Raw genomic sequence first — 22,107 nt, forward strand, 5'->3', positions numbered from 1 at the left:
CTCTCTTATAGCGACTTATTAATCAAGTTAAATCAGAGGGAACCTTATGACTAAGATATCAGACACCAGCGGACAAGACGTTGTTCGCGCTCCTAAAAAAACACCTTGGATCAAATGGGGGATGGCCGGTATTGCCGCTGCGGCCCTTATCGCTGTGAGTATTCCGATGCTCACCACCTGGTCTTCAGCCGAGGCGGCTGTAGAGTCAAGTGAGCTGCGCTATGCAACCGTAGAGCAAGGCAACTTTACGCGCGATGTATCGATTCAGGGCAAAGTGGTTGCTGCCGTGAGTCCCACTTTGTATGCGCCAGCTGAAGGGGTGATTACTTATCACGTGGGAGCAGGTGATGCGGTGGAGCAAGGCCAAGCATTGGCGACCATCGAAAGTCCCGAGCTAAAAAGCAAGCTCGAGCAAGAACAGGCGAGTTTAGCCAGCTTAAAAATGGAACTGGACCGCCAGCGCATCAACTCCAAAAAAGCGGCTTTAGAAAATCAAAAGTTGGTTGATTTAGCACACGTCACCCTAACGGCCGCGGATCGCGAAAAGCGCCGTGCTGACAGAGCTTGGGAAAAGCAAGCCATCAGCGAAATCGACTATGAAAAAGCGCAAGACGAATTGGATAACGCCCAAGTCGTATACAAGCACGCGGTGCAGGATGCCAAACTCAATAGCGAGAGCTTGGCTTTCGATATTCAGTCGCTGCAACTTAAAGTGGACCGCCAACAATTACTCGTGAACGAATTGCAACGTCAAGTCGATGGTTTGACTATCGCTTCGCCAGTTAACGGTATTGTGGGTAACTTAGAAGTCGATCAAAAGAATCAAGTCGCCAAAAACCAAGCCGTGTTGGGTGTTGTCGACTTATCCGAGTTTGAGGTAGAGCTCGGTATTCCAGAAAGCTACGCCGATGACCTCGCCATTGGTATGGCGGCTGAAATCAACTACAACGGCCAGCTCCATAAAGCCACTCTCGTCGCGGTTTCGCCTGAAATTCGCAATAACGAAGTCATCGGCACATTGCGTTTCAGCGAAGACACACCCGCGGGGCTGCGCCAAAACCAACGTTTAACGAGCCGCATTATTCTCGACCAAAAAGACGACGTGATGACTCTGCAGCGGGGACCTTTCCTGCAGAATCAAGGTGGTCGCGTTGCTTACGTGGTTAGCGACGGTATCGCACTAAAAACGCCTATTCAAACAGGCGCTAGTAGCCTATCAAAAGTGGAAATCATTTCGGGTCTGAAGGTCGGCGATCGCGTCATCATTTCTGATACTCAATCATTCAACGGTGCCGAAAGCGTCGTTATCAATCAATAAGGAATACACCATGCTTGTAATGAACAACATCACTAAAGTATTTCGCACAGAGACTGTCGAAACCCACGCACTTAAACAGTTTAGCCTTACCGTTAATGAGGGCGATTTCGTTGCGGTCACCGGTCCTTCAGGCTCTGGCAAAACCACCTTTTTAAATATCGCGGGTTTACTCGAGTCGTTTGATGACGGCGAGTACACGCTTGACGGACGCTCAGTTAAGAACCTTAACGACAAGCAACTCTCGCAACTGCGGAACGAAAAAATTGGCTTTATCTTTCAAAGCTTCAATCTCATTCCAGATCTCAATTTATTTGATAACGTCGACGTACCACTGCGCTACCGCAAACTGAGTAAAGCTGAGCGCAAAGAACGTATCGAACATAGCTTGGATGTCGTGGGTCTCGCCAACCGTATGCGTCACCTACCATCACAACTCTCGGGCGGACAGCAACAGCGCGTTGCGATCGCTCGCGCGTTAGCGGGTAACCCGTTGTTTCTACTCGCCGATGAACCTACCGGTAACCTCGATAGCAAAATGGCAGACAGTGTCATGAGTTTGCTCGAGGAAATTAATCAGTCCGGGACGACGATTGTCATGGTGACCCATGACTTGTCACAGGCTGAACGAGCCCATCGCCATATTCAAGTGCTCGATGGGCAAGTCACCGAGCAAAAGCGCGGTGCGCCTGAACTCGCCACAGTGAACGCATAGGAGGCGCTTATGTGGTTATATTATACTCGACTTGCTTGGCTCAGCTTAAAACGTCATCCGCTGTTATCACTACTCATGAGCGGTGCTATTGCCTTGGGCATTGGTGCTGCCATGACGACAATTACCATCAATTATTTAATGTCGGCGGATCCTATTCCTGAAAAAAGCGACCGCTTGTTTTATGTACAGTTAGACAACTGGTCACCTAATGAACCCTATGATGAGCCCAATGAGCCACCCGATCAGTTGACGTACACCGACGCAACCGCACTAAAAGCGCAAGCGCCTGCTCAACTGCAAACCGCTTTAGCGCAGTCGGGTGGTGTTATTGAACCACAAGGCTTAGGTAAAGAACCGTTCTTGGCACGCTTGCGCCTCACCCACAACGACTTTTTTACCATGTTCAATGCACCCTTTTTATATGGTCAAGGCTGGAGCGATAGCGCAGATGAGACGGGCGACAGAAGCATCGTGCTGAGCAAAAGCGCCAATGAGGAGATCTTTGCTGGCGAAAATTCAGTGGGTCGCACGGTCAGGTTAGAGGGTAAAGAATTTCGTGTGGTCGGCGTGCTCGATGAATGGGTACTTAAACCTCGTTTTTACGATGTCACGACCGGTGCGTTTAACGAAATGGAAGATGCTTACTTACCGTTTAAGTTAAAAGAAACGATGGAGCTTCCTAACAGCGGCAATACGAACTGCTGGAAGATGCCCGAGGGAGAAGGCTTTAAATCATTTTTGACCTCTGAATGCGTGAACTTTCAGTTCTGGGTACAGCTCGACAGCGCGCAAGAAAAACAAGAGTACGTGAGTTTTCTCAACGCGTATGCCGAAGAACAAAAGAAACTTGGTCGTTTCCCGCGTCCTCTGAACAATCGGCTTACCGATGTCATGGGTTGGATGGAGCATGAGAATGTGGTTGATGACGATGCTGAAGTGATGATGTATCTGTCGCTTATGTTCTTAGCCGTATGCTTACTGAATACTATCGGGCTATTACTGACCAAGTTTAGCTTTAAAACCGGCGAAATCGCACTGCGACGTGCGGTAGGCGCAACCCGCATGCAGCTCTATCAGCAACAGTTGGTAGAAACGGTATTCATTGGCGTTGCTGGCGGTATCGGTGGCCTTATTTTGGCCGCATTAGGTCTGCTGGGTATTGAATACTTATACGGTGATCAGGTCAAAGATCTTGCCTCACTCAACCTGCCGCTGCTGGGTATCGGTATTTTGCTCGCCATCATAAGCAGTGTATTGGCCGGCGCCTACCCAACCTGGCGCACTTGTCGTATTCCGCCTGCTTCACAACTTAAATCAGAGTAACTAAGGAGATAATTATGAGTCAGATAGGACCCATTTTCAGAGCTCTGATGCGCAATAAAGTCGGTGCCCTGCTCATCGCGCTACAAGTGGCTGTGACCATGACTATTATCGTCAATGCGATACACCTTATTAATGCCCGCGGCGATCTCATGGGTCGTTCATCAGGCCTTGATGAAGCCAATCAGTTTTACGTGACCAGTGTCGGCTATGCCAATGATTTTGATGCGCCGTACGTGATCGATACCGACTTGGGCGGCATCCGCCAACTCCCGAGTGTGGATGATGCGGTACAGATTAATGCGATCCCGATGAGCAACGGTGGCTGGTCGATGGGCTTACAAACCAAAGCCGGTGAAGGTGAAAACTCGGTGCCGACGGCACTCTATATGACCGATGAGCATGGACTGAATACGCTCGATGTTGAGTTGATTGCTGGTGAAAACTTTAAAGCTACCGAAATCAGTTATCGCGACCGCAACACTCGGGATTGGCCGCAGTCGGTTATATTGACCGAAGCGTTAGCAAAGAGTCTGTTTCCTGACTTGAGTCCAACAGAAATCGTTGGCCAAACCGTTTACATTCAAAGTAATGAACCGTTGACCATTATCGGTATTATGGATCATTTACAGGCTCCATGGACGGGCTGGACAACGGTCAATCACTCGATGCTTGTACCGAACAAATTCGACTCGCCGTACTCGCGTTATCTAGTGCGAGCTAAGCCAGGACAACGTGAACAAGCCATCGAGCAAGTTGAACAGTTTATGAAACAGCGCGAAGTGGGGCGTATGGTCAGAGAAACTGAAACCATGACTCAGGTGCGTATGGATAGCTATCGCGGTGACTCTGCGTTACAAGCCATTCTGTGGACCATCATTGTAGTGCTCTGCATCATCACAGCTTTGGGTATTGTCGGCTTAGTGAGCTTTTCGATTAACCGTCGCCGCCGCCAAATTGGCACACGTCGGGCACTCGGCGCTCAAAAAGCGGACATCATGAGTTATTTCCTCACCGAGAACGTGATGATTACCAGTGTCGGTGTGATACTGGGCATCGCTGGCAGTATTGCGCTCAACATGTGGCTTGTTTCGAGTTTTAACTTACCAAGATTGAGCTATATCTACCTACCCATTGCCATGATAGCCATGTGGACAATAGGCTTGTTCGCAGTATGGGGGCCTGCCTTGCGTGCTGCACAAATATCGCCCGCTATCGCAACCCGTAACGTATAACACTAGCGTTACACATTCATAACATTTATAATCCCGATACATGCTTTGTATCGGGATTATTGCGTTTTATGAACACCATCAAGGACATCGACCTTAACCTCTTAGTTTATCTAGACGTGCTGTTGCGAGAACGCAACGTCACCCGCGCAGCAGCACAATTAAATATTACTCAACCCGCCATGAGTAATGGGCTAAAACGTCTACGCAACCTCCTCAACGATCCGATTTTAGTTCGAGCATCCGATGGCATGACACCCACTCAAAGGGCTTTAGACATGCAGGAGTCCTTGCGTACAGTGCTCTACTCTGTGGAAGAAATGATCCAGCCCGTACGCGAATTTGATGCGCCAACTAGCAAGCGCGTTTTTCGCATCATGGCATCGGACTACGCGGCGTCAACACTGATGCCGCGATTACTCAGTCAGCTTGAAGAGCAGGCACCTCATGTATCCTTAGATATCATGACACCCAGCGACATCAGTTTTCACGACGTTGAAAATGGTAAAGTCGACTTAGCCATTAATCGCTTTGAAAAACTACCGCAGTCGTTTCATCAAAAAGTACTGTGGCAGGATGAATTCTCTTGTCTCATCCATCGTGAGCATCCGCTACTAAATAGCTACACGTTAGACGAGTATTTAAAAGCCCAGCACGTATGGGTATCAAAAACAGGCTTTGGCGTGGGCGTTGGTATGGACCCTCAAGACGTACAGAAACTGGGTTGGGTTGACGAAGCTCTAGCAGAGCTAGGTAAACGTCGACAAATTAAAGTATTTACCCGCAACTACCACGTCGCTATGTACCTGGCTCGACAAGGACTGATTGCCACGCTGCCGACCCGAGCAGCCGCTTTATACAAAGATGACGATCACTTGGTCACGAAGGAACCACCGTTTCGCATTCCTGGGCTGACCTTGACCATGATTTGGAGTCCATTGCTACAGCATGATGCGGGGCATCGCTGGTTCCGCCAACTGGTCGCCGATACAGCAGCAAACGAAGCCTTTTGATGAAGGGTTCGACAATAATTCCCACTATTGTATAGTGGGATTATAAGCAATCGGTAAATAAAGTCATGGTTGAAACACTTGAGAATATACTCTTGCAGGTTTCTAAGTCGCCCATTATCGACGAAGGAAAACTCGAACAAGCAACCCAACTGATTATTAAGTCAGTGATTCAAGGTTTAGCTATTAATCGTGTTGGCATCTGGTTATACGATGATGAAAGCGCCTGCATTACCAGTACTTACTTATTGGATGCAGATGATGGCGAACAATCACCTTCGACTATTTGCGCGAATAATTTCCCCCATTATTTTGCTGCGCTCAAACGCGAGCGAACTATCATCGCTAATCGTGCATCAGATCACCCTGCCACCAATGAACTTACTGATTACCTGAATAAATTCGGTATTGTCGCGATGCTCGATGTGCCGCTAAGGCATCGAGGTAAAATGATCGGGGTCTTATGTTGCGAGAGCTCTCGCGCTAATCGTTCCTGGACCGAAGACGAAGTGGCTTTTGTTGGCATTCTTGCTGATATCTACGGTCGCGCCGTCAGTGCGGCAGAGCGTGTAAAATACGAACAACTGCTCATTAAACACAACGAGGATCTCGAGCAGCGTGTTGCCGAACGTACACAGTCCTTAGAGGACGCGCTTAATAATTTTAAGCAAGCCCAAGATCGTCTCATTGAAACCGAAAAAATGGCGGCTTTAGGTAAGCTTGTCGCGGGGGTTGCACACGAGGTCAATACGCCATTGGGCATTGCCGTAACTGCCACAACACATTGCGAACATCGCCTTAAAAAGCTTAAGCAAAGCTTTGAAGATGGCAAAATATCCCGCAACGCGCTCACGCAGTATATTAACGACACGCTTGATGCATATACATTAATGAACAGTAATCTAGAACGCGCGGCTAGCTTAATTCAAAACTTTAAACGTACCGCTGTAGATCAGTCGAGCTTCGAACTGGTTGAGTGCTCTTTGGGTGACTACATTAGCTCGCTCGTGATCAGCTTGCGACCCATGGTGAAGAAGAAGAAAGTCACTATCCAAACGCACTGCCAGGAAGAACTAACCATAAAAACATACCGCGGCGCACTCGCTCAAGTGATCACTAACTTGATCAGTAACTGTGCTGAGCATGCGTTTAAGACTCCCGATGAAAACCACCACATTGATATTTTCGTAGAAAAAGAAAATACCGATGCGGTACTGCGGATTACCGATAATGGAGCAGGAATCGAGACTGATATTCAACATAAAATATTTGAGCCTTTTTATACCACGGCTCGGGATGACGGCGGTTCGGGTTTAGGCTTGTCGATTGTCTATAACCTAGTGCAACGTAAGTTAAATGGAACCATTGATGTGCAATCGCAACTAAATAAGGGAACCACCTTTACTGTGCGTTTACCTAATATCATCGACTGAACATAAGAGTGAAAGAAGTATCATGCTACAGAAACTAAAAACTTGGTTAAGTACCCGCGTTGCCGATGACAGCGACACCCGTCCGCATTTTGGCAGCTTAGATGCAAACGAAACGCTGAGTGTTATTTTAATGATGGAAATAGCCTTGGCTGATGGCAAGTTTGAACAGAGTGAACACGACTACTTAATCCATGAACTGAAGCGTGATTTTGACCAAGCGCCTGAAGCAGCGGAAGAAGTCATCAACCACGCCAAAATACATGTCCGCGACGCGGCTTCACTACAAGAGTCAACCGCTCCGCTGAAAGCACTTGCTTACGCAGACAAGGTTGTACTGCTTGAGTCTCTATGGGAAGTTGCTTATGCCGATGGTGAGCTCGATCCGCTAGAGGAAAGCATGCTACGTAAACTCGCCGACTTGCTGTATATAGACCACTCAGACTATATCCGTTGTAAATTGGCAGCTGAAGAGTCGGTTGGATGAAAAAACCTCACTGGCTCTTACTCATTGGTTTAACATCCTTTGCATTATCCGCGGCGGATACAAAGGATGCGTTAACCGTCGGGTTGGCCAAGGGCTATGAACCCTATCAGTTTGTTAATGGCAAAGGGGTAGCGAGCGGTTTTGATATCGATGTGGCAAAAGCCGTTTTTGACCAACTAGAAGTCAGTTACCAATTTAATGCGTACAGTTGGGATGATGTGATGAGTCTGATACGCCACAATGCCTTAGCCATCGCAGTGGGTGCCGAAGTAAGTGCAGCACGAAAACCCTATTTTTTGTTCACCGACGCGTATTATACCCGTCAACCGGCACTACTGGCCCTAGCTGAAAATAGACAGATCAGGCGTGTTAAGGATTTAATCGGTCAACATATCACCGGCGACCGCCACTCATCCTTGGAGGCATATCTCAGTCAACTGGGCGTAAAAAGTCAATTTCGCATTGAACAGATGGAATCGAAAGAAGAGGCAATAAATGCCTTAGCCAAGGGTCATGTGAAAGCTGTGATTATGCCCAAGCGCGTTGCGCTTTACCTTGCCGATAAGGTCGGGATCAAGCTAAAAGTGCTGTGGCAGTCTCCACAACCTACGCAAGTGGCTTTTGGTGTTTCGAACAATAACCCCGAATTGGTCAACCAAATTAATGACGCCCTTGATGCACTGCGTGCCGATGGCACTTTACAACGCATCAAGGACCACTGGTCAATTAATGACCCTGTTGATTAGCCGCTTCTAACTCGTCGTGCAAACGTTGAGCTTCATCTGCACGCGGTTTGGTAAAGCGCGCTAGCCAAAGGTATAAAACAGGCGTCAGATATAGCGTAAACACTGTCGCCAAACCTAAACCGCCGAAAACGACCCAACCAATTGAGTTACGCGCTTCTGCACCCGCACCGGTTGATAGAATCAGTGGCAATCCACCTAAAATGGTTGAGACCAAGGTCATCATGATAGGACGCAAGCGGATAGATGCCGCTTGCTCCACCGCATCACGCACCGACAGTCCGCGGTCACGTAATTGGTCCGCGAACTCGACCAACAATACCGAGTTTTTCGCCAGAAGACCTATCAACATCACTAAGCCGATTTGCGAGTAGATATTAAGTGAAATGCCTGTCAGCGCTAGCGCATAAATAGCCGCCGCAATACCGAAAGGCACCGTCAGCATCACCACAAAGGCACTATTTACACTCTCAAACTGAGCAGCAAGTACTAATAACACAATCAAAAATGCCAAGATATAAGTCATTGCCACTTCGCGATTAGTGTCTTCGAATGTTTGTGCCTCGCCCAAGAAAATAAGTCCCATGCTATCGGGCAACACATCCTGAGCGATGGCACGCAATTCGTCAGTCGCCTCAGATAACGGATATTCTGGCGGAATTTCAACTTCGACCTCAATGGCGCGCCGTTGAGCATGTCGCTCGAGTTCTGCAGACACTCCTTCCTCGACAATTTCTGCGACACTCGAGATAGGCACTAACTCACCGGACGTCGATGACACGTAAAGGTTCTGCATATCCTGTGGCGACTTAATCGAGCTTAAACGGGTCTGTAAAATCACCGGGATTTGCTGGTCGCCTACGTTGAGATCGGCCACATCATCGCCGTTGATAGCCGCGCGTAACGTCGACGAAACATCATTTAATGATACGCCGAGCTCAGCGGCTCGACGACGATCGATTTTAAAGCGCAACTGTGGTTGCGTTGGCTGATACGAAATATTGGGGTTGGTGTACGTGTCAGAACGTTCTTGAATCGCCGCGGTAAACATACGTGCAGCTTGGAAAATATCACCATAACTTTCACCGGTAATCGCCATCTGCACTGCACCGCCCCCTTGGCCACCGCGGACGTTTAGTGAGTTACTACCAAACGCACGGCCGGGCGCGCCAGGATTTTGTCCAAGCGGTCCACGTATTTCGTTGATGACTTCCTGCTGAGTAATGTCACGTTCTTCCCACGGATACATGTTGGCGGTAATAAACACAATATTCGGGTCCCATTGACCCACCACTGTATACAATGTCTCAAACGCGCCGTTTTGTTGATAAGGAATCAGTACTTCCTCTAACGCGCGTGCTTGGCGATCCATAAAATTAAGACCAACACCGTCGGGACCTCGTGCGAAAATACGGACGACACCTCGGTCCTCATTCGGTAACAGCTCACTCGCTACATTATCGTAAACAAATACCGCCCCAGTTGCCGCAACTATTGAGAATACCACGATCAGCCAAGAGGTATTGAGCGCCCACTTGAGCGTGCGCTCGTAGCCGGTTTTAAACCAGCCGCCGACGGGACCAAAAATATTCTTCTTACCGGCATTTTTGGGGAGTCTTGCGGTAAATGCTGGAACGAGAGATAACGCCACGAATGACGAAATAATCACAGCCGCCGCAAGGACACCACCAAACTCTCGGAATAGGCGACCCGCAGTTGAAGGAAGAAACGCGATAGGTACGAAAACGGCTGCCAATACAGCAGTGGTAGCAACAACAGCGAAAAACACTTCGCGTGTCGCCAATACCGCTGCCGCTCTGCTTCCCAAGCCCATTGAGCGACGTCGCTGAATATTTTCAGCAACCACGATGGCATCATCAACAATCAGTCCAGTGGCGAGTACGAGAGCAAGCAGGGTCAGTATATTTATCGAGAAACCCATCAACCAAATAGCCGCAATCGCGCCAAATAAGGCAACAGGTATCGACAGCGCCGGCACGATGGTCGCACGAAATGAACCAATAAAGACCCACAACGTTGCGACAACTAACGCGATGGTTATTGCCAAAGTCGTTACCACTTCAGCAACCGACTTGCGAATAAATAAAGCGTCGTCGTTAGTGACGGTCATTTCCATATCCGGGAAACGATCACGTAAACGTTCGAGCATCGCCAGCGCTTGATCAGAGATTTCAATCGTATTTGAACCCGCTTGGCGAATAACCCCCACGCCGACCACTGGCTTGCCATTTAGGCGTACAAAACTGTTCGCATCCGCAGGACTAAAATAAGCTTGAGCGACATCACCAATGCGCGTATCGCCCGAAATTATAATATTTTCGACTTGCTCGGCATTAATTGAAGTAGCATCGGCACGAATAATAATACGTTGATCCGTTGAGCGTAAGCTCCCTGCAGGCACATCAAAAGGAGCCTGACGCAATGCATCGGCGACATCCGTTACCGATAGCCCGAAACTCGTCAAACGTAGCGGATCAAGTGCAACGCGCAGCACGCGCTCACGGGCACCGTTAAGCCGAACATCCGCCACGCCCTCGATAGACAAAAACTCGGGCGCGAAATCTGTTTCTAACCGGCGTGTTAACTCTTCTAAACTCAACTTATCACTGGAGACGGCAATATCTAGGACTGCGCGCGCATCATCGTCTGCTTTTACAACGTTTACTTGTTCAACATCTTCGGGTAGTTCTCGTCGGACTTGGTTCACTGCTTCACGAACTTCGGCAGCCACAACATCAAGGTCGACACTCGGCTGGAACTCAACCACGGTACGAGCGGAGTTTTCTTCTGACTGCGAACGAATCGATTTAACACCAGAAACACGAGCAGCGGCACCCTCTAAAATACTCGTCACTTCAGCGTCGACAGTCTCGGGAGCACCACCGGGCAATGTTGCGCGAACAGTGACTACGGGTTGGTCGACATCCGGCAATTCACGCACTTCAACACCCATCAGAGCCGCGATGCCTGCAAGCGCAATTAAAATATTAAGTACAACAATGAGGACAGGTCGACGAATCGAGACCGAAGGTAAATCATTACCTTCGTGCGCGGGCAAATTTTGCTTGTCAGACATTACTCGACCACCTCTTCAGTGCTCGCATCTAGTTCGCTCATCTCATACTTAATCGGTTGGCCATCACGTAAGCTCTGCACACCCTCAACAATGAGCGTGTCGTCACGATTAATATTGCCTGATACTAATACGCGTCCCTCGAGTCGCTGTTCAATCTGTACTTCGATGCGTTTCGCTTTACTGTTTTCAGCAATCCAAATGTAGGGATTATCTGCACCCCATGACAGCGCGACTTCGGGAATCGACGCAAACTCTTCGCCTGCGAGTTCTATCGCTGTGCGAAAACTAGTGCCCGGCAGGAAGTCGTCATTTTTGTTATCAACTTTCGCACGCGCTCTAAACATCCGCGTGGTAGGATTAATACGGGAATCAAGTTCTACTATTTCAGCATTTACCGGTTGCCCAGAATAACGCCATGGTTCGACCTCTAAAGTGACACCGGGCTTAAGCAAATAAACTGCCGCTTCAGGAATTTGGAAATTAATGAGCAACGTATCGCGGTCATCAATCGTCGCGATTTGCGTCTGCTCATTGATACGATCACCCTCTTCAACATCAGTAATGCCTACAATGCCATCAAAGGGTGCAATAATTTTTCGATCAGCTATCTCGGTTTCTACGCGATCGACTTCCACTTCCGCCAAATCACGCAACAAAATAGCATTATCAAGCTCGGACTGTGGCACCGCACCTTGTTCGAAGCTTTGCTTCAAACGTTCTACTGTGCGCTCGGCATCTTTTAAACTGATTTGCGCCTGTCGCAAAGCGACTTGCTCACGTCGGTCGTCCAGTTGCACGAGTAGGTCGCCTGCTTGCACACGGTCACCCGGTTCAAAATTAACCTGAGTAACACGCTCACTGACCGGTGAAAACAACGTGACAGCGCGCTGTGCTTCGGCGGTACCTACAGCTTCGACACGGTTCTTTTCATTTTCAAATTGAACCGGCGCAACATTAACAAGCGCTTCACGCGCACCATAGCTCTGAGCCGTTGCTCCAGCCGATGCAACCAATAATGAGACTAACGCAGTAACCTGCAAACACCATGTAAAACGTTTCATAATTCCCTATAAAAACCCGCGGGTGCAAAGCAGCCGCGGGCTTTTTTAACTCGCTTGGATTCAGTTTATTGAGTCAGTTTGAACTGACCTTTCATGATCGCCGAGTGACCTGGGAATGTGCAATAGAACATATAGTCACCGTCTGCACTCATTCCTTCAGTAGAAAAAGTCACACTCGTGGATTCACCACCACCGATAACATCAGTTGCAGCAATCACTTTATCCGAGTCAGGCACATAGTTGTTATCTAAGCCTGCCGACATGCCTTGTTGCACCACTGACTGCATATCGCTTGATTGACTCAAAACCCAGTTGTGGCCCATTACTTTCTTACCCATCTTACCTGAGTGCTTCAAAGTAAGGGTTACTTCAGAACAGCTAGCAGGTACAGAAAGTTCACTTTTATCATAACGCATGTTATCTGAACCAGTGATTGTAAGTTCACATTCGTTAGCAAGTGCAGAGTTTGCGACTAACAACACTGAACCCGCGATTAAAGCTTTTAACAAACGCATTGCAATACCTCTCATTTTGAGACCAAAATACACTCAGATCATACGCAATAGAGCTAAATTAGATTACTGAGTAAACGATTTTATGACAAAAAAGATAAATGACAGTTTCCAGACGTCTCTTGCACAAGGCGGAGAGAACACTACACAACCTTTCAAGCCGATTATCCCGGGTATTTTTACATCAACGACCTATCAAAGAGATGAGGATAATCAATATCGTAGCGGAAGAGTCTATTCTCGCGCCGATAATCCAACTTACGATGCGCCAGAAAAGTTAATCGCTCAACTTGAGCACGCCGTCGACGCGAAACTATTTGCCTCGGGCATGGCAGCCGCGACCGCTGTATTTCAAGCACTCAAGCCCGGCGATGTCGTGTTGGCACCTGACATCATGTATTGGGCGTTACGCAACTGGCTGAAAGGTCTAGCGACCGATGCCGGATTGCACGTTCACTTTGTCGATATGACACAACTCGATCAGGTGGAAAATAAAATCACGCAGCTACAGCCCAAATTGATTTGGCTCGAAACGCCCGGCAACCCGATGTGGACCGTGAGCGACATTCGCGCCATTGCCGATATTGCCAAACATCAAGGCGCGCGCGTTGCAGTCGATTCAACCGTAGCCACACCGATACTAACACGTCCACTCGAGTTGGGTGCCGATATTGTTATGCACTCTGCCACTAAGTACTTGAACGGTCACTCTGACGTTATCGCCGGTGCGCTTGCCACACGAGAAAACGATGATTTCTGGAAACGTATTCTTGCAATACGCGCTCAAGGAGGTGCGGTACCGTCCCCAATGGATGCAGCTCAGCTATTACGCGGCATGCGTACTTTATTTTTGCGCGTGCGCGAAAGCTGTGACTCGGCCATGTTTCTCGCCCAACAACTGGAGCAACACCCCATGGTCAGTGAAGTGCTCTACCCAGGACTCCCCTCTTTTGCCGGTTATGAAATCGCCTGCAAACAAATGGAAGGCGGCTTTGGTGGCATGCTATCAATTAGACTCGTCGGAGGCGAGCAACAAGCCGTCGGCACCGCAGCCAAAACACGTCTATGGCACCGCGCGACTTCGCTCGGTGGTGTTGAGAGCCTCATTGAGCATCGTGCCAGTATTGAAGGAGCGGGCACGCCTGTACCCGACGACTTACTAAGATTGTCCGTCGGCATTGAGCGTAAAGAAGATCTACTCGCCGATTTAGTTCATGCTATCGAGGCGTCAGCTTAAATGCTGACGCGCTTGTAATGACGGTACTCAGGAGACCAGAAGTTTTTCTCAATACGTTGCTTGAGTACCTCATCATCGATTTCGAGCGCAACGCCCTCTTCTTGTGCCACTTTCGCAACGGCAAAGGCAATGTCTTTACTCAATTGAGCCAGCTCGGTGAAACCGGGTAATAAGTTCTTATTCTTACCGTTGGCACTCGGCGAGGCTTTCGCCAGCGTCTTACTTGCCACTCGGAACATCTCGTCACTGACACGCGTCGCCTTCACCGCGATAACACCTAAACCAATGCCCGGAAAGATATAGCTATTATTACATTGCGCTATCGGATACGTGGTGCCTTCCCACTCAACTTCGCCGAATGGGCTGCCTGTTGCGACAATCGCTTTGCCCTGTGTCCACTTAATAACGTCGTGAGGATGCGCTTCGACATGCTTCGACGGGTTCGATAGTGGGAAAATAATTGGCTGCTCCACGTAGCGTGCCATCGTGGTAATCACTTGTTCAGTGAATAACCCCGCCTGACCCGAAACACCAATCAATACGTCTGGTTCAGCACAATGAATCACATCCAACAGCGACGGATAGTCGCCACTGTATTGCCAGTCTTTTAGGCTATCAATCGGTTGCGCTAACGCCTGTTGAAAGTCACGTAAGTCGCTCATGCTATCAACCACTAAGCCATAGCGATCGACCATGAAAATCTGCTTTTTAGCTTGTTCTTCGCTCAGCCCTTCAGCAACCATCTGAATCATCACTTGTTCAGCGATACCACAACCGGCCGACCCTGCGCCAACAAACACGACTTTCTGCTCACTCAGCTTTTTGCCCTTCTGACGACACGCAGCGAGCAACGTGCCGACTGTGACGGACGCCGTGCCTTGAATATCGTCGTTGAAACAACACACCTCATCACGATAGCGGCGAAGCAACGGCATTGCATTGGGCTGTGCGAAATCCTCAAACTGCAGCATCACACCCGGCCAACGCCGTGTTACCGCTTTAATGAATTTCTCTAAGAACTCATCATACTGCTCTTGATTAATGCGCTTGTGACGCGCGCCCATATACATTGGGTCATTCAGCAGTTTTTCATTATTCGTGCCGACATCAAGCATCACTGGTAGCGTATAGGCTGGACTGATACCGCCGCAGGCCGTGTAAAGCGACAGCTTACCAATGGGGATCCCCATTCCACCAATGCCTTGGTCACCCAAACCAAGAATACGTTCACCGTCGGTGACGACGATAACTTTAACTTTTTGCTTGGTGGCATTGCGTAAAATGTCATCGAGCTGATCGCGCTCGGAATAGGAGATAAATAAGCCACGTGAACTGCGATAAATATCAGAGAATTTTTCGCACGCATCGCCCACTGTAGGGGTATAAATGATCGGCATCATTTCTTCTAAATGATCGGTCAGCAAGCGATAAAATAAGGTTTCGTTGTTATCTTGAATGGCGCGCAAATAGATATGCTTATTAAGTGGAGTCTCAAAGCTTTTATACTGCATATAGGCACGTTCGGCCTGTTCTTCAATCGATTCATAACGGGGCGGTAACAAGCCCGTTAGATTAAATGCCGCTCGCTCTTCTTTACTAAACGCGCTGCCTTTATTCAGCAACGGAGTTTCTAACAACGATGGTCCCGCATAGGGAATATACAAAGGACGTTTTTGTTCGTCAGACATGCGCTCGGACTCCTAAACCAAGATAAATTGACTGCCGAGATGATAGCAGAAAATCATCCGGTTAGGTTGAACGAAACGCACGCTCTAAAAACAGGACTGACCAGATGCGGCTAATCCCCTATAAAAATAGATGAACTTATTCGACAATAAACCAGTATCTGATGCACAATAGATTAAATTTTTTAGAACTTAAGAGTTATGGATAACCGTACGCTATCAGACGAGGCGTTTCTTAACGCAATTAAACAAGGCGAGTTTTCTCGAGATAGTACCGATCACAGTTGGCACTTGCGTTTGGCATGGATACATTTAAAACGTGCACCCTGGCCGATCGCACTTGCCGAAGTGGTCGCTACGTTGCGTGCCAACCAACATATCATGTCATTGAACGAACGCTATCATCATACCTTAACGGTCGCGACACTACGTATTATGAGCCAACGTTTAAGCGAGCAACCCTGCTCTGACTTCACAGAGTTTAAACAACAGAACGCTGACTTAGTCAACGACTTAAAAGCCGTACTCGCACAGCACTATAAGCCAGAGACACTGGACTCACCAACAGCCAGACGTACGTTCGTGAGCCCGGATAAGAAACCGCTTTAGCCTTACTTCGTCACTAAGTGAACAAGCGTAAACACTAATAAAGCTACGTTAGCTAACCAACCCAACATAAAAAAGTAGCTACGCGGGCTCGGATTTTTGTTTGTCGCTATCACATAATAAAGAATCATGTGAAGAATACGCGCGACCGCAAAAAAGCCCGTCAGTAACGCGGTCCAAAACGGGTTGGCACCACTTAATACAGCTAAAAATACCGTGCCTAACATGACACTGAGGTTTTCGATACTGTTTTGGTGCGTGCGCCACGCTCTAAAGGTAAAGCTTTCATGGCCTTGTTGCTGAGGTGGCTTGCCTGGAATAGCACCGTCTTCTTTTGCTTTTCTACCACTGGCAATCAACCATTGTAGTAGGACCGTTGCCAATATCACTGCAAGGGCAATAAAGGTTCCATTGTACGCTTCAAACATGGCTCTTCCTTATAAGTTAAGTTGCCACCGTTTTGCCACCCGACGCACCGCTTCGACATTTTCTGAAGCGTGGATGGTTATCGGTGTTTCGTCAAACTGACGTTTTAAATCTAAATGCTGACTTAACCACTGTACCATTGCTTCGCCCGAATGGATCGTTTTTGCGCCACTGAAATATTCACTAATCGCATCGCTAATCAATGGGAAGTGAGTACATCCTAACAGCACAACGTCTGGCCGCTCTAGCGCGCTAAAGTAATGGTCAAAGGTGGCATGTAAAATCGCGCCCTCGTAAAGTTCCTCCTCAACAATGGGCACAAACAACGGCGTCGCCATCGCCGTGGCATGCTCAAAACCAAGCTGCTTTATACGCCGTTGGTATTCCCCGGATTGAATCGTCGAGCGTGTTGCAATCACCAATACCTGGCTGTCATGGTTTACTTCGGTTGCTTGTTCAAGCGCCATCACGCCCGGCTCTAACACGCCATACACGGGTTTATTAGAAAACTTCTGCATGGTTTCCAGCGCCACTACACTGACCGTATTACAGGCAACGATTAAGGCATCGACATCGGTACCGTTAAAAAACTCGACCGCTTCGAGTGCGTAGCGAGTTACCGTATTACTGTCCTTACTGCCGTATGGTACGCGCGCCGTGTCACCAAAATAGAGCAACTCGGAAAAATAACGGCTCCGTTGCAGTGAGCGGGCGACAGTCAGACCGCCCACCCCGCTATCAAAAACGCCTAACTTCACTGAGGCTCCTTACAAAGTAATACGTTTAAGACGTAACGCATTAGAAATAACAAAGACACTTGAGAGCGCCATAGCGCCTGCGGCTAGCATCGGTGACAGAGTAATGCCCCAAAACGGGTACAATAAGCCCGCAGCTACGGGAATCAACGCCGTATTGTAGGCGAACGCCCAAAATAAATTTTGGCGGATATTGCGCATGGTCTGACGCGATAGACTGAATGCATTACGCACTCCGTTCAAATCATCAGACATCATCACTACATCGGCACTTTCGATCGCCACGTCTGTACCTGTTCCAACGGCAATACCAATATCTGCGGCCGCCAGTGCGGGCGCATCATTAATACCGTCACCTACGAAAATTAACTTACCATACTGAGCTTGCAGCTTTTCTACCGCAGCCACTTTACCATCGGGCTTAACTCCCGCCACCACGTCACTGATACCGAGTTCTTTTGCCACTTTTTGTGCAGTCGCCTCAGCATCGCCCGTGACCATCGCGGTGCGTATGTTCTGTTCCGCTAAATGCTTAATCAAAGCCTTGGCTGAAGGTCGAATAGGATCAGCGACCGAGAACACCGCGGCTAACTGACCATCAATAGCTACATATAGGGGCGTTTGCCCATTGCGTTCAATGGTTTGAGTTTGTTGCTGGGTACTGTCGAGTGCAACCGATTGCTCATCCATTAAGGTACGTGAGCCGACCAATAACGTACGACCATCAACCTTACCCTCAACGCCAAGCCCCGCTAGAGCATTAAAACTCTCCGGTTGGGTCAACGGCTTGCTTTGTGCTTCAGCGTAATTAACTAACGCCTGAGCCGTTGGGTGCTCTGAGCGTTGCTCTAGACTCGCCGCTAGCATTAACGCATCATCATCAGCTTGTATTGCCTCCCAGCTCACCACCTCGGGGTGACCTGCGGTCAGCGTTCCAGTCTTATCGAATACTACAATACGCGCGTTCTCAATTTGCTGTAACGCACTGCCTTGTCGAAACAATACGCCCTCATCGGCACCTCGCCCGGTGCCAACCATGATCGAAGTCGGTGTGGCAAGCCCCATGGCACAAGGGCAGGCAATAATGAGTACCGCGACTGCGTTAATTAAGGCAAACGTGAGCGCGTTGTCGCCTTTAGCAAAGAACCACACCAAAAAGGTTAATGCCGCCGCCGCCATAACCGCTGGGACAAACCACAGCGTGATGCGGTTAACGGTATCTTGAATAGGTAGCTTCGCGCCTTGTGCTTGTTCAACCATGCGGATAATTTGCGCCAGCACCGTGGTTTCACCTATCGCAGTCGCCTTAAAGCGAAAACTTCCCTGCTGATTAATGGTTCCGCCAACCACCTTATCGCCCGTTTCTTTTGCCACCGGCTCGGCCTCGCCGGTAATCATCGACTCATTCACATAACTGTCGCCACTCACGATGGTGCCATCGACAGGCACCTGCTCGCCCGGACGTACTTCGATAATATCGCCTTTACTCAGTGATTTAATATCAACAGTCTCGCTACTCTCGTCGTCACTGACGCGACGCGCCGTTTTGCTTTGTAAGTTCAATAAGCGTTTAATCGCATCGGACGTGTGACTTTTCGCTCGCGCTTCTAAAAAGCGCCCAGCCAAAATCAACGTCACTATCACTGCGGAGGCTTCAAAATAGACATTCACCGCATGCGCAGGAAGCCACTGCGGCATTAGCGTGGCAACGACGGAGTAACCCCAAGCAGCCGTCGCACCCAGCACGACAAGTGAATTCATATCAGGAGCACGACGCAATAGCGCTGGAATACCTATTTGATAAAAGCGACGACCGGGCCATGCCAACACCACCGTTGTCAGCAACATTTGTATCCAAAAATTGGCGGTTTGGCCTAAGCTGGAATCAACCCACTCACCAAATGCTGGGATCAAATGGCTACCCATCGCAATAACAAAAACGGGCAAGGTAAACAGCACAGCAATGATCAGATCGCGTTTTAGTTGTTTAAATTCGTTCGCCTTTTGCTGCTCTTGTCGCGCCATTTCCGCCTCACGATCGACAATCGCATGAGCGTCATAGCCTGCATCCCTTATAGCCTGAATCGCATCCTCTTGCGACGCTGTGACTAGCGTCATTTCCGCGGCATCAGAGGCTAAGTTAACACTGACATCCTCAATGCCTTTGACACCATTTAACGCCTTATCAACGCGACTCGCACAGGAGCCGCAGTTCATTCCTTCGACCGATAAACGTATTTGTTTGCGTGTCATACTGCCCTCTATTCGTTTGAGGAGTGTTTACGGGTGATTCCAAGTAGTAGCCAGAATACAGCTAACTGGGCAATTTCGAGGTACCGTTGAATTGCGCCTCGAACGGGTTCGAGGTTTTCGGTTGGCATGATGAAAAAGCCTAACCCGATAATGATCGCCAATAACACAAAAACAATTCGCAACGCCCAATGCGCGCGAGGGGTAAAGGCGAGCAACAACGTACCGGCGGCAAAGCCCAAGTAACTTAGAATACCGATCCAATTGTGAATCGTTTGCGATGCCGAACCGTCAATCGGACAACCGGCATCGCAAGGCGCAAGCGCTGCGCCCAAATAAGCAAAGGGGTAAAAGAACAGTAATGCGTAGCCGAGTGCACTGATACCCTCAACACGTACTCGGCTACGCGCAGACACCAAGAAACTTAACACCACAATCGCAAAGGGTACAAAGCCGACCCAGCCCAGCACGCCAGCTGCCGTTGTGCCGGTAGCATTAATTTCGCTGATGTACTGGCTCATGTGGCTGTAATCGGGCTTAACCCAGCTTGCCACCAACAGTAAACCCAGCCAAAAAATCGATACCACCACCAGTTGTGGCGTCATCGCTTGTTTTGCGGACGTGTGATCGGGTGTTGATGTCTGCACTGTTGCTCCTTATTTTTTAAGTTTAACGGCGGTACCGCTGACGCTGACCATCATCATAGCACCTTTTTGACCAACCACTTCATAGTCGATATCAATGCCAATCACCGCATCAGCACCTAACAACTTGGCTTTTTCTTCAACCTCTGCAAACGCAATTTCGCGCGCCCGAGTCATTTCACGTTCATAAGCGCCAGCGCGTCCGCCGACGATATCGCGTACCGCACCAAAAATATCTTTGAATACATTGGCACCTAAGATCGCCTCACCTACCACAATATCGAGATACTGTTCTACTTCATGACCTTGGATAGTTGCGGTTGTTGTTTTTATCATGTCATTCTCCTTCGAGTTGTCTGGAATAATCCTAACGAATCCTATTTCGAACTGACAATTAAATCGATACTATAGTTGTAACGATAAGTGTCCTCTTTTTATAACAGGTGTGCAATGTTTCGAGTGCTAGGCAGTAGCGGTGGGCTCAGCGGTAACCCGCAAAAAGGCTCAACCTGCATCCAATTAAACGGTGAAACGCTCATCGATGCCGGAACTGGCTTATCGTCGTTACAACTCAGCGAGATGAAAGCCATTCGCCATATCTTTTTGACCCATGCCCACATGGATCATATAGCGGCGCTACCCACCTTCGTCAGTAACCTGTTTGACCAAAGTCGTTTACCGCTCAAAGTGTATGGCCTCGCCCACAGCTTAGAGCGCCTTAAACAGCATATTTTTAATAATGATATTTGGCCCGACTTTACTCAGGTGCAAGATAATGGCACGCCCATGCTCGAGTTAGTGGAGATTAAGCCAGGCCAGGTCATTGAGCATCAAGGCATGACGCTCACCGCGTTCGAAGTGCCACACGCCATACCCACCATTGGTTACGCAGTGCAACAACCCAAAGTCAGTGAACACTCACATTTTGTGTTTTGTGCCGACTGCATCGTGACCGACGCCCTTGTCTCAACGCTCAATGAATTGCCGCCCATTAGCACACTGATGGTGGAATGTTCGTTCCCAGACAGACTGGAAGAAGTTGCGGTCAAAACCCAGCACATGACACCGTCATTAGTCAGCCGCTTATTAGAGCAACTCGAAAAGCCGCCACACAGCGTCTGGATAACACATCTTAAACCGAGCTATGAGGAAGAGCTCCGCGACGTTTTGCGCGCAGAGCCCTGGCATGTGCTTTAGTTAGTCAGTAATCACTTGCATTTTTACATCAATGATACCGACATCGAGGTCAGCGATTTCGCTAAAAGCGGAACGTGAAAGATCAATAATACGTCCTTTGATAAATGGGCCCCGGTCATTGATCTTCACCACCACTGACTCACCATTGGCGAGATTGGTCACACGCACCAAGGTGCCGAACGGCAAGGTTTTATGCGCCGCGGTATCGTCAAAATGGCTGTAACGCTCGCCACTGGCGGTGGTACGAAACTGATACTTCATCGCATAATAAGACGCCTTACCAGTCTCTACCTGACCCACCAAATGCGCTGGGCTATGCTTTGGAATAGAACTACACGCCGACATCAATAGCGACACCATACCAAGCCATACGTATTTCATTATT

General features: G+C 48.8%; 21 protein-coding genes. 11 read left to right on the forward strand and 10 right to left on the reverse strand.

Annotation, left to right across the window (positions count from 1 at the left end; genetic code table 11):
• The first annotated feature begins 46 nt into the window (after positions 1–46).
• The 8 genes from OS145_RS09930 to OS145_RS09965 all read left to right on the forward strand — a co-directional run bounded on the left by OS145_RS09930 (position 47) and on the right by OS145_RS09965 (position 8,255).
• A complete protein-coding gene (locus OS145_RS09930) occupies positions 47–1,318 on the forward strand; it encodes an efflux RND transporter periplasmic adaptor subunit (protein ID WP_006956283.1) in 1,272 nt (423 codons plus the stop codon).
• 10 nt (positions 1,319–1,328) lie between these two features.
• On the forward strand, positions 1,329–2,030 hold the full coding sequence (locus OS145_RS09935) for an ABC transporter ATP-binding protein (RefSeq protein WP_006956284.1): 702 nt from the start codon (positions 1,329–1,331) through the stop codon (positions 2,028–2,030).
• A gap of 9 nt (positions 2,031–2,039) precedes the next feature.
• Entirely contained in the window at positions 2,040–3,353 is a 1,314-nt protein-coding gene (locus tag OS145_RS09940; protein WP_006956285.1) for an ABC transporter permease, read from the forward strand.
• A gap of 14 nt (positions 3,354–3,367) precedes the next feature.
• Positions 3,368–4,585 (forward strand): ABC transporter permease, encoded by a 1,218-nt coding sequence (locus OS145_RS09945; protein WP_040488083.1) that lies wholly within the window; start codon positions 3,368–3,370, stop codon positions 4,583–4,585.
• Positions 4,586–4,653: 68 nt separating this feature from the next.
• On the forward strand, positions 4,654–5,595 hold the full coding sequence (locus OS145_RS09950; RefSeq protein ID WP_006956287.1) for a LysR family transcriptional regulator: 942 nt from the start codon (positions 4,654–4,656) through the stop codon (positions 5,593–5,595).
• A 65-nt stretch (positions 5,596–5,660) separates the two neighbouring features.
• A complete protein-coding gene (locus tag OS145_RS09955) occupies positions 5,661–7,025 on the forward strand; it encodes a GAF domain-containing sensor histidine kinase (RefSeq protein ID WP_006956288.1) in 1,365 nt (454 codons plus the stop codon).
• A gap of 22 nt (positions 7,026–7,047) precedes the next feature.
• Positions 7,048–7,509 carry a tellurite resistance TerB family protein gene (locus OS145_RS09960; protein WP_006956289.1) on the forward strand — a complete coding sequence of 154 codons (462 nt, stop codon included), beginning with the start codon at positions 7,048–7,050 and terminating at the stop codon, positions 7,507–7,509.
• Positions 7,506–8,255: a substrate-binding periplasmic protein gene (locus tag OS145_RS09965; RefSeq protein WP_006956290.1), complete on the forward strand. Its 750-nt coding sequence runs from the start codon at positions 7,506–7,508 to the stop codon at positions 8,253–8,255. The genes OS145_RS09960 and OS145_RS09965 overlap by 4 nt, the downstream gene beginning before the upstream one ends.
• Here the strand turns inward: OS145_RS09965 and OS145_RS09970 are convergent.
• The 3 genes from OS145_RS09970 to azu form a co-directional block, all read right to left on the reverse strand.
• Positions 8,236–11,349, reverse strand: a complete 3,114-nt coding sequence (locus OS145_RS09970) for an efflux RND transporter permease subunit (RefSeq protein WP_006956291.1) — start codon at positions 11,347–11,349, stop codon at positions 8,236–8,238. The genes OS145_RS09965 and OS145_RS09970 overlap by 20 nt on opposite strands.
• Positions 11,349–12,410 carry an efflux RND transporter periplasmic adaptor subunit gene (locus tag OS145_RS09975; protein ID WP_006956292.1) on the reverse strand — a complete coding sequence of 354 codons (1,062 nt, stop codon included), beginning with the start codon at positions 12,408–12,410 and terminating at the stop codon, positions 11,349–11,351. Before OS145_RS09975 ends, OS145_RS09970 begins: the two co-directional genes overlap by 1 nt.
• A gap of 65 nt (positions 12,411–12,475) precedes the next feature.
• A complete protein-coding gene (azu, locus tag OS145_RS09980) occupies positions 12,476–12,925 on the reverse strand; it encodes an azurin (protein WP_006956293.1) in 450 nt (149 codons plus the stop codon).
• An 82-nt stretch (positions 12,926–13,007) separates the two neighbouring features.
• Between azu and OS145_RS09985 the strand changes: the two genes are divergently transcribed.
• On the forward strand, positions 13,008–14,159 hold the full coding sequence (locus OS145_RS09985) for a trans-sulfuration enzyme family protein (protein WP_006956296.1): 1,152 nt from the start codon (positions 13,008–13,010) through the stop codon (positions 14,157–14,159).
• On the opposite strand, the gene OS145_RS09990 is transcribed toward OS145_RS09985, so the two are convergent.
• A complete protein-coding gene (locus tag OS145_RS09990) occupies positions 14,156–15,847 on the reverse strand; it encodes an NAD-dependent malic enzyme (RefSeq protein WP_006956298.1) in 1,692 nt (563 codons plus the stop codon). The two genes, OS145_RS09985 and OS145_RS09990, sit on opposite strands and share 4 nt — an antisense overlap.
• A 198-nt stretch (positions 15,848–16,045) precedes the next feature.
• On the opposite strand from OS145_RS09990, the gene OS145_RS13045 reads away from it, so the two are divergent.
• Positions 16,046–16,453, forward strand: a complete 408-nt coding sequence (locus OS145_RS13045; protein WP_006956300.1) for a hypothetical protein — start codon at positions 16,046–16,048, stop codon at positions 16,451–16,453.
• Between the two features lie 2 nt (positions 16,454–16,455).
• On the opposite strand, the gene OS145_RS10000 is transcribed toward OS145_RS13045, so the two are convergent.
• From OS145_RS10000 to OS145_RS10020, 5 genes are read right to left on the reverse strand one after another with little or no spacing between them, the layout of a single operon-like run.
• Positions 16,456–16,878 carry an MAPEG family protein gene (locus tag OS145_RS10000; RefSeq protein WP_006956302.1) on the reverse strand — a complete coding sequence of 141 codons (423 nt, stop codon included), beginning with the start codon at positions 16,876–16,878 and terminating at the stop codon, positions 16,456–16,458.
• A gap of 9 nt (positions 16,879–16,887) precedes the next feature.
• Entirely contained in the window at positions 16,888–17,634 is a 747-nt protein-coding gene (gene murI, locus OS145_RS10005) for a glutamate racemase (protein WP_006956304.1), read from the reverse strand.
• A 9-nt stretch (positions 17,635–17,643) separates the two neighbouring features.
• Positions 17,644–19,884: a heavy metal translocating P-type ATPase gene (locus OS145_RS10010; protein WP_006956306.1), complete on the reverse strand. Its 2,241-nt coding sequence runs from the start codon at positions 19,882–19,884 to the stop codon at positions 17,644–17,646.
• A gap of 8 nt (positions 19,885–19,892) precedes the next feature.
• Positions 19,893–20,528, reverse strand: coding sequence for a DUF998 domain-containing protein (locus OS145_RS10015; RefSeq protein WP_006956308.1), 636 nt, complete (start codon positions 20,526–20,528; stop codon positions 19,893–19,895).
• Positions 20,529–20,537: 9 nt separating this feature from the next.
• Positions 20,538–20,861 carry a heavy metal-binding domain-containing protein gene (locus tag OS145_RS10020; RefSeq protein ID WP_006956310.1) on the reverse strand — a complete coding sequence of 108 codons (324 nt, stop codon included), beginning with the start codon at positions 20,859–20,861 and terminating at the stop codon, positions 20,538–20,540.
• Positions 20,862–20,975: 114 nt separating this feature from the next.
• Between OS145_RS10020 and OS145_RS10025 the strand changes: the two genes are divergently transcribed.
• Entirely contained in the window at positions 20,976–21,722 is a 747-nt protein-coding gene (locus tag OS145_RS10025; protein WP_006956312.1) for a 3',5'-cyclic-nucleotide phosphodiesterase, read from the forward strand.
• Here OS145_RS10025 and OS145_RS10030 read toward each other — a convergent pair whose 3' ends face one another.
• Positions 21,723–22,103 (reverse strand): septal ring lytic transglycosylase RlpA family protein, encoded by a 381-nt coding sequence (locus OS145_RS10030; protein ID WP_006956313.1) that lies wholly within the window; start codon positions 22,101–22,103, stop codon positions 21,723–21,725.
• Positions 22,104–22,107: the final 4 nt, after the last annotated feature.

Source organism: Idiomarina baltica OS145, from assembly GCF_000152885.1.
In the GTDB taxonomy this organism is placed as follows: domain Bacteria; phylum Pseudomonadota; class Gammaproteobacteria; order Enterobacterales; family Alteromonadaceae; genus Idiomarina; species Idiomarina baltica.

Excerpts from the sequence above, each read along its gene's own strand:
- azu (WP_006956293.1), bottom strand. The coding sequence starts at position 12,925 with ATGCGTTTGTTAAAAGCTTTAATCGCGGGTTCAGTGTTGTTAGTCGCA.
- OS145_RS09960 (WP_006956289.1), top strand. The coding sequence starts at position 7,048 with ATGCTACAGAAACTAAAAACTTGGTTAAGTACCCGCGTTGCCGATGAC.
- OS145_RS09990 (WP_006956298.1), bottom strand. The coding sequence starts at position 15,847 with ATGTCTGACGAACAAAAACGTCCTTTGTATATTCCCTATGCGGGACCA.
- OS145_RS10020 (WP_006956310.1), bottom strand. The coding sequence starts at position 20,861 with ATGATAAAAACAACAACCGCAACTATCCAAGGTCATGAAGTAGAACAG.
- OS145_RS09935 (WP_006956284.1), top strand. The coding sequence starts at position 1,329 with ATGCTTGTAATGAACAACATCACTAAAGTATTTCGCACAGAGACTGTC.
- OS145_RS09940 (WP_006956285.1), top strand. The coding sequence starts at position 2,040 with ATGTGGTTATATTATACTCGACTTGCTTGGCTCAGCTTAAAACGTCAT.
- OS145_RS13045 (WP_006956300.1), top strand. The coding sequence starts at position 16,046 with ATGGATAACCGTACGCTATCAGACGAGGCGTTTCTTAACGCAATTAAA.
- OS145_RS09955 (WP_006956288.1), top strand. The coding sequence starts at position 5,661 with ATGGTTGAAACACTTGAGAATATACTCTTGCAGGTTTCTAAGTCGCCC.
- OS145_RS09930 (WP_006956283.1), top strand. The coding sequence starts at position 47 with ATGACTAAGATATCAGACACCAGCGGACAAGACGTTGTTCGCGCTCCT.
- OS145_RS09975 (WP_006956292.1), bottom strand. The coding sequence starts at position 12,410 with ATGAAACGTTTTACATGGTGTTTGCAGGTTACTGCGTTAGTCTCATTA.
- OS145_RS09950 (WP_006956287.1), top strand. The coding sequence starts at position 4,654 with ATGAACACCATCAAGGACATCGACCTTAACCTCTTAGTTTATCTAGAC.
- OS145_RS10030 (WP_006956313.1), bottom strand. The coding sequence starts at position 22,103 with ATGAAATACGTATGGCTTGGTATGGTGTCGCTATTGATGTCGGCGTGT.
- OS145_RS10025 (WP_006956312.1), top strand. The coding sequence starts at position 20,976 with ATGTTTCGAGTGCTAGGCAGTAGCGGTGGGCTCAGCGGTAACCCGCAA.
- OS145_RS10000 (WP_006956302.1), bottom strand. The coding sequence starts at position 16,878 with ATGTTTGAAGCGTACAATGGAACCTTTATTGCCCTTGCAGTGATATTG.
- OS145_RS09985 (WP_006956296.1), top strand. The coding sequence starts at position 13,008 with ATGACAAAAAAGATAAATGACAGTTTCCAGACGTCTCTTGCACAAGGC.
- OS145_RS10010 (WP_006956306.1), bottom strand. The coding sequence starts at position 19,884 with ATGACACGCAAACAAATACGTTTATCGGTCGAAGGAATGAACTGCGGC.
- OS145_RS09965 (WP_006956290.1), top strand. The coding sequence starts at position 7,506 with ATGAAAAAACCTCACTGGCTCTTACTCATTGGTTTAACATCCTTTGCA.
- OS145_RS09970 (WP_006956291.1), bottom strand. The coding sequence starts at position 11,349 with ATGTCTGACAAGCAAAATTTGCCCGCGCACGAAGGTAATGATTTACCT.
- OS145_RS09945 (WP_040488083.1), top strand. The coding sequence starts at position 3,368 with ATGAGTCAGATAGGACCCATTTTCAGAGCTCTGATGCGCAATAAAGTC.